The 6,940-nt window shown below is 65.3% G+C and carries 7 protein-coding genes; 3 read left to right on the top strand and 4 right to left on the bottom strand.

Going from position 1 to position 6,940, the window contains the following annotated elements:
* Nucleotides 1-241: 241 nt before the first annotated feature.
* Together KDH09_14795 and KDH09_14790 are read right to left on the bottom strand one after the other, a co-directional pair.
* Nucleotides 242-835, bottom strand: a complete 594-nt coding sequence (locus KDH09_14795; protein MCB0220964.1) for a peroxiredoxin — start codon at nucleotides 833-835, stop codon at nucleotides 242-244.
* 327 nt (nucleotides 836-1,162) lie between these two features.
* Nucleotides 1,163-1,567, bottom strand: coding sequence for a DUF393 domain-containing protein (locus tag KDH09_14790; protein MCB0220963.1), 405 nt, complete (start codon nucleotides 1,565-1,567; stop codon nucleotides 1,163-1,165).
* A gap of 342 nt (nucleotides 1,568-1,909) precedes the next feature.
* Between KDH09_14790 and KDH09_14785 the strand changes: the two genes are divergently transcribed.
* Nucleotides 1,910-2,938: a sigma-54-dependent Fis family transcriptional regulator gene (locus KDH09_14785; protein ID MCB0220962.1), complete on the top strand. Its 1,029-nt coding sequence runs from the start codon at nucleotides 1,910-1,912 to the stop codon at nucleotides 2,936-2,938.
* Between the two features lie 3 nt (nucleotides 2,939-2,941).
* On the opposite strand, the gene KDH09_14780 is transcribed toward KDH09_14785, so the two are convergent.
* Nucleotides 2,942-3,538, bottom strand: a complete 597-nt coding sequence (locus KDH09_14780; protein ID MCB0220961.1) for a DsbA family protein — start codon at nucleotides 3,536-3,538, stop codon at nucleotides 2,942-2,944.
* Nucleotides 3,539-3,542: 4 nt separating this feature from the next.
* Nucleotides 3,543-4,229 (bottom strand): hypothetical protein, encoded by a 687-nt coding sequence (locus tag KDH09_14775; protein ID MCB0220960.1) that lies wholly within the window; start codon nucleotides 4,227-4,229, stop codon nucleotides 3,543-3,545.
* Nucleotides 4,230-4,387: 158 nt separating this feature from the next.
* On the opposite strand from KDH09_14775, the gene KDH09_14770 reads away from it, so the two are divergent.
* Both KDH09_14770 and KDH09_14765 read left to right on the top strand, forming a co-directional pair.
* Nucleotides 4,388-5,278 carry an alpha/beta hydrolase gene (locus tag KDH09_14770; protein ID MCB0220959.1) on the top strand — a complete coding sequence of 297 codons (891 nt, stop codon included), beginning with the start codon at nucleotides 4,388-4,390 and terminating at the stop codon, nucleotides 5,276-5,278.
* The gene (locus KDH09_14765) at nucleotides 5,278-6,921 is read left to right on the top strand and encodes an NCS2 family permease (GenBank protein ID MCB0220958.1); all 1,644 of its coding nucleotides are present in this window, start codon (nucleotides 5,278-5,280) and stop codon (nucleotides 6,919-6,921) included. The genes KDH09_14770 and KDH09_14765 overlap by 1 nt, the downstream gene beginning before the upstream one ends.
* Nucleotides 6,922-6,940 lie beyond the last annotated feature (19 nt).

Genomic DNA, 6,940 nt, shown 5'->3' with positions numbered 1-6,940 from the left:
TGAAGGACGTGGCGCGGGAATTGAGTGAGCAGGTGTCGAACGAGCTATATGGGAAACTGGTCGCCCATCCGGGCGCGGTCGAGTCATGCAAGACGTTTGCGGTTTTGCCAAAAATGGAACTGTAGAACGACGGTTCCAGCGCTTGGTCGCTGGTACGTAGTCGATCAGCTCCGCGCCCACCCCCAATAAAAAACCCCGCCTCTTTCGAGGCGGGCTTTGCCGTAAAATCAGAAACGAACGCTTACGCGTAGGTCTTCTTGAAGAATTCCTTGGAGCCCTTGGGGTCGGCCTTCATGGAGTCCTTGCCCTCGTCCCAGTTGGCCGGGCAGACCTCACCGTGCTTCTCGGTGAACTGCAGGGCCTTGACCATGCGAAGGGCTTCTTCGACGTTGCGGCCGAGCGGCAGGTTGTTGACGACCTGGTGCTGGACGACGCCGTTCTTGTCGATGAGGAACAGGCCGCGCAGCGCGATGCCGCCGGGAAGCAGCACGTCGTAGTCGCGGGCGATGTCCTTGTTCAGGTCGGCGAGCAGCGGATACTTGATCTCGCCGATGCCGCCCTCGGTGCGCGGGGTGTTGCGCCACGCCAGGTGCGAGAAGTGGCTGTCGATGGAGCAGCCGATGAGCTGCACGTCGAGCTTCTCGAAATCGGCGACCGCCTCCGAGAACGCGATGATCTCGGTGGGGCACACGAAGGTGAAATCGAGGGGGTAGAAGAACAGCACGACGTACTTCTTGCCCTTGTAATCGGAAAGCGAAATTTCCTTGAAGGAACCATCGGGCTGCACGGCCTGGGCCTTGAACTCGGGGGCTTCCTTACCAACCAGAACACTCATTGTAATTTCCTCCTGAATGATTGCCCCGCCGCACGCGCGCGGTTCGGCTCGAATGGCGAACTCTTGCGGCAGGGACCCGTGTCTATGCAACGGGAGGCGCGGCGTGTCAAGGACCGCCATAGGGGCAGCGGGGCGGCCTGCGTCGCTGCAACATAGAGGAGCGCTCTTCCAGGGCGCGCCGCACCGCACTCTCTCCCCCGCAGCGGGGGAGATGCCTGCAAGGCAGAGGGGGTTGTCGGGAAAACGAGAAACTCTCCACGAACCCCCTCCGGGCTGCGCCCACCTCCCCCGCGACGGGGGAGGACAAAAAGGATCGGGATATCTACTTCAGGGATCGAAGCGCTTTTGCTGCTCGGGCGGCACGAGCGGGCATGCGCCGCCGGGGCGTGCGAACAGGTAGTGGCGGATGCGGGCGATGAAATCGTAGACGAGGTCGCCCAGAAACGGCGGGATGATCCAGAGAATCCGGCCCAGAACCCGCCAGGGGCCGCCCACGCCCAGCAGGATGTGGCGGGCGCCGCGAAACTTGACCAGCAACCTGCCGTCACCCAGCTGCACGACGATGCTGTCGGGCACGCACTGGCGAAATTCGGCGGGGACCTCGCGCTCAAAGGTCTCGCCAAAGAGCGGCGCGAATCGAAACACGGGCGTCCCGCGCTCGTGGCGCAGGACGAACTTCACCGCCCGGTGGCACAGCCCGCAGTCGCCATCAAAGTAGATCCGCTCGCTCATCGAAGCCTCTTCGCCCGGCCCGGATGGGCCGACCGGGAACACTCTATCCATCTGAACCCTGCTTGGCACGCCCGGCTGGCCTTCGGGTTTTGCCGCAAAACTGTCCCGGGTCGGCCCGCCGCTTGCTCTCTTAGACCCCCGAGAGATTCACAGCAGTCTCACGGGAAGGCGCGCAGGTGACCCGAAATCGCACAGAAGCTGCTCCAGACGACCGATGCCGGGTGACCGGCAGCCGGTCGCCCGGAGCGATTCCGGACGCAAAGCCGGCCGAATCTCGGACCGGCCGTCCGATTTCGGGCCGCCTGCACGATTCCCGTGACGCAACATGGGAGGTTCGAAACGATGAGTGAGGGAAAAGAGATCATTGAATTGCCGTCGGTGGCCCTGCAGCAGATCGGCGAGCGGATGGCGCGGCTGCGAGGCAGCGAGAGCAGCGTGCTCTTTCAGGGCGAGCCCGGTACGGGCAAGCGCACGCTGGCACGCGCTCTGATTACGGGCTCGCCCTGGGCCGATGCGCCGGTGCTGAGCCTCAACGCCGACGAGATCCCCGATCGCGACGCCCGCGCCGAAATCTTCGGCGGCACGATGCAGGGGCAGTCCGTCGAGGGCGTGCTCTCGGCACTCCACGGCGGAACGCTCATTCTCTGCCACGCCGAGTTTCTGCCGCTGCACGTGCAGAGCGCGCTGCTGCGTTTTCTCGAAACCGGCACTTACCGGCGGGCCGGCGGGATGCGCCAGGAGCAGAGCGAGGTACGGGTGCTCGCGACCGTTGGGCCAGCCATCGAGCGCCGCGTCGTGCACGGCCAGTTTCGCAGGGATCTCTTCCTTCGCCTGAGTGGCACCAGCATCCAGGTCCCACCGCTTCGCCAGCGCAGCACGGATGTTGCTGCGCTGGCTGCGCATTTCTGCGCGGCGCAGGCGCGGCGCCTTGGATTTGTGGCCAGCCTCTCGCCCGAGTCACTGCAGCTCCTCTCGGAAGTGCCGCTTCCGGGAAACATCCGCGAGCTGCGCATGCACGTCGAGGAAGCCCTGCTCGAACACGGTCCCGGCGTCATTGCGCCAGCAGCGCTCGGCTCGCTTCGCCGCGAGGGCGTCGAGCAAATCGAGGAAGAACCGGCCCGCTACGGGTCCGACGAGGAGATGGGAATGGACTCAATCAGCAACGAAGATGCCCGGCCGCTCACGCTGGCCGAGGCGGAAAACGAACACATCCTGCGGGTGCTCGCCATCAGCGACGGCAACAAGACCCGCGCGGCGCGCACCCTGGGGATTGCGCGCTCGACGCTGATTCGAAAACTCGAAGAGATCCGCTCGAGTGACAACGGTGCCGGGCGCGGCGGCTACGCTGCGAGGGATGAACATGCCGAGTAGGGATTACTTTCGCGCCACGCCGGCGTCTTCGAGGACACGTTCAAGGTCTTCGATGCGGTCCTGCCCCCAGAAGGGCTCGCCCCTGAACACAAAGGTGGGGACGCCCCACTGGCCGTAGGCGCGAAGGCGTTCGACGTTCTGCTCGCAGCGCTGGAGGAGCGCTTCGCTCTTTAGTGCTTCGCGGCACTCATCCCAGGCGAGGCCCGCGCCCTCGCAGAGCGGGCGGAGCACTTCGTCGCGGGTGACGTCGGCGGCCTCGGACCAGATGGCCCGCGCGGTGCGCGTGACGAAGGCGCGCTCGCGCCCCAAATCCTTGGCCAGCTCGCCCACGCGCAGGCAGCGCAGCGCGCCCTCTCCAAGCGGGTCGTGCATGTTGCCGAAGGGGATGCCCAGGCGCCGCGCCTCGCGCTCGGCGTCGCGCAGGATGTAGAACTTTTTTGAATTGGGCAGCGGCACGCCTCGCGTCACCATGGGACGCACGCCCTGGTAGATCAGCGCGATGTCCCACTTGTCGGCCAGCGCAAAGGCGCGCTCGCCGGCCAGATACGAATAGGGGCTGCGGAAGGAAAAGAAGAACTCGACTTGTGGTTTCTCGCTCATGGCCTCACCACCCGAGCTCGCCGAGCCATGCGTCGATCTGCTCGATGCGCTCGTGGGCAAAGAACCACTGCCCGCCCACCAGCGCGGTGGGCACTTCCCAGTGACCCTTGCGTTCGAGTCGTTTCTCGTTGTCGACGATTGCGGAGGCGAGCTTGCCCGGCGCGTTGCCGGGTGACTTGCCAACGACTTCGCTGTAGAGCGCCTCGTAGTCGGCGAGTTGCGGCGCTTTGTCGGCATCCTCGCACCAGAGTTTGTCGAGCGCCGCGGCGGCGAAGGCATTGCCCTTGCCCGCGCGGCGCGCAGCCTCGGCCAGCAGGGTGAGCTCGCGGACCTCGGAAGTGGGCAGAGGCTTTGTCCGGGTGAGGCTTTTCCCCTGACGGCGCAGCAGGCGGCCAGCGTCGAGGATCTCGTAGGCCTTTCGCATCCGGGCATCGGGATCGCCCTGGATGCCGTGTCGTCCGACGGCGAAGGCCTGCAGCTCGCCGCGATGCCTGCCCGCGATCTCGAGGAGCGGCGCGAGCGAGACGGCGCTGTAGGGGGAGTCGAAGGCGAAAAAGAATTCGATGCTCGCGCGGCCGCCGATGAGGCGCTGGGCCCGGGCGGCGCCCTTTGCGAGGGTTTCCTGCTGATGCCAGGCGCGGATGAGGACCCGCGGTCCCGTGCCGCGAACCAGATTGTCCCTGAGACTCATGTGTTTCCCGTTTTCTTCCCGGCTGCGCCCAGATTACAGTTTCTTCAGGGTCGCTGCAATCTATGGGATGCCGCCGGTGCGGTGGCCGGTTCTCGGGCGCGTGTGCTAGATCAAGCAGACACATCCACGGTATCGACACCAGCGGGGGACAGGCGGGCATGAGTGAATTTTCCCAGGCAACGCTCAAGGCAAACGGCCTGAGTTTCAGCGCGCTCGAGCAGGGCGAGGGCGAGCTCGTCCTGTGTCTGCACGGTTTTCCCGATCACAACCGCAGTTGGCGGCACCAACTGCCGGCCCTTGCCGAGGCGGGCTACCGCGCGGTGGCCCCTATGCTGCGCGGGTACGAGCCCTCGAGCCAGCCAAGGGACGGCGACTATCACGTCGTGCGCATGGCAGAGGATGTGGTGGGCTGGCTCGATCACATGGGAGTCGAGAAGTGTCACCTGGTCGGCCACGACTGGGGCGCGATCATTGGCTATGCCACCGCTGCGCTGGCACCCGATCGCTTCCACTCGCTCTCGACCATCGCGGTGCCGCACCTGCGGCGCATGCCCCAGGGCCTGCGCAAGGACCCCGGCCAGGTGCTCAATTCCTGGTACATGCTCTTTTTCCAGCTCCGGCTGATCTCCGACTACATCGTGGAGTTCAACGACTTTGCCTTCATCGAAAAACTCTGGCGCGACTGGTCGCCCGGCTGGGACTATCCCAAAGGCGAAATGGAAGCGCTCAAGGACACCTTCCGTGCCGAGGGCGTGAAGCGCGCGGCGCTTGGTTACTACCGCGCCTTCTTCGACGCCGTTTCTCCGGCGGCGCGAGAGACGCGCAAGCTCACGTCGGCAAAAATTCAGGTCCCCACGCTGGCGATTACCGGCGCGACCGACGGGTGCATGGACACGGTGCTCTACGACCTGGTCATGCTTGAGGACGATTTTCCCGCCGGCCTTCAGGTCGTGCGGATCTCCGGCGGCGGACACTTCGTCCAGCAGGAAAAGCCCGCCGAGGTGAACAAGTTCCTGATCGAATGGATCAAGGAGCACTCGCCCGCCTGATGGATGCCGCCAAGCCCCAGCCCTGGTTCGTCGCGGGCGACCTCGACGGATTTTTCGGGCTGGCAATCGACAACCTCATCCAGTTTCTGCTCATCCTCGGGCTCTGCACCGCGGTGCTCGGGTTCCCCGTGGACCTGGTGCTCGGCTCGGTGCTGCCCGGCGCCGCGGTCTCCGTGCTCATCGGCAACGTCTTCTATGCCTGGCAGGCCCAGCAGCTCTCGGCCCGCACCGGGCGCACCGATGTCACGGCGCTTCCCTACGGCATCAACACGGTCTCGCTCTTCGCCTACGTCTTCCTCGTCATGCTGCCGGTGAAGATCCACGCGCAGAGCAGCGGCGCGAGCCCCGAAGAGGCCGCGCGTCTGGCCTGGCAGGTGGGGCTGGCCGCATGTTTGGTATCGGGACTCTTTGAGACAGCGGGTTCGTTCATTGCCGACTGGATTCGCAGGAACACCCCGCGCGCGGCGCTGCTGTCCACGCTTGCGGGAATTGCGATCAGTTTCATCAGCATCGACTTCGCGGTGCAGACTTTCGAGTCACCGCTGGTGGCGCTGCTCCCGCTCGGCGTGATCCTGACGACCTATTTCTCGCACACGAAGATGCCGTTTCGCATTCCCGGCGGCGCCTACGCCGTGGGGCTGGGAACCATTGCGGCGTGGCTGCTCTTCGCCGCCGGCGCAGAGGACGCGCTCGTAAGCGGCGCGGGCGTCTCCAGCGCGGCGGAGACCGTGGGCTTCTACTTCCCGGTCCCGGTGATCGGCGATCTGATCGCGGGCATGACCAATCCGCTGGCCTACCAGTATCTGGTGCCCGTGATGCTGCCCATGGGGCTCTTCAACATTCTGGGCTCGCTCCAGAATATCGAGTCGGCAGAGGCCGCAGGCGACAGCTACCCCACCATGCCGTCGATGGTGGTCAACGGCGTGGGCTCGGTGGCGGCGGCGGCCTTCGGTTCCTGCTTTCCTACAACAATCTATATCGGCCACCCCGGCTGGAAGGGGCTCGGCGCGCGCTCGGGTTACTCGATTCTAAACGGCGTGTTCTTCACCGTCGTGGCGCTCTTCGGGCTCACCTACTTCATCAACTCGCTGGTCCCAATGCAGGCGGGCATGGCCATCGTGCTGTGGATCGGCATCATCATCACCGCACAGGCCTTCCAGGCGACTGACCGCAACCACGCGGCCGCCGTGGCGGTGGGGCTCTTCCCGGCGATTGCCGGATGGGGGCTGCTGGTGCTGAGCCAGACGCTGGGGGCCGCGGGCTTTGCCGAGGGCGATTTCGCGCTGGCCGGTCGCGTGCTCGAAAACGAGGGCGCCTTCGCCGCCAATGGCCTGCACCTCAAAGGCCTCGTCGCCATCAGCCAGGGATTCATGATCACGTGCATGGTCTGGAGCGCCATCAGCGCGCACCTCATCGACCGCAAGTTTCGGCAGGCCATGTACTGGGCCCTGGCCGGCGGGGGCTTTGCCTTCTTCGGCTTCACCCACGCGGGAACGCTCACGCCGGCGGGCGCGCTCTACGACATCGGTTTTGCCAGCGGCTGGCGCTGGGCCGTGGGATACTGGCTCTGCGCGGCGTTCTTTTTCGCGATGGAGTTCTGGGCCGGTAAAGAAGGCGAGCACACCAATCCGCGCGAGATCTAGCTGGGATCTTCGTCCATCC

The organism is Chrysiogenia bacterium, assembly GCA_020434085.1.
Classification (GTDB): domain Bacteria; phylum JAGRBM01; class JAGRBM01; order JAGRBM01; family JAGRBM01; genus JAGRBM01.
This window is presented reverse-complemented; position numbering and strand designations above follow the sequence as displayed.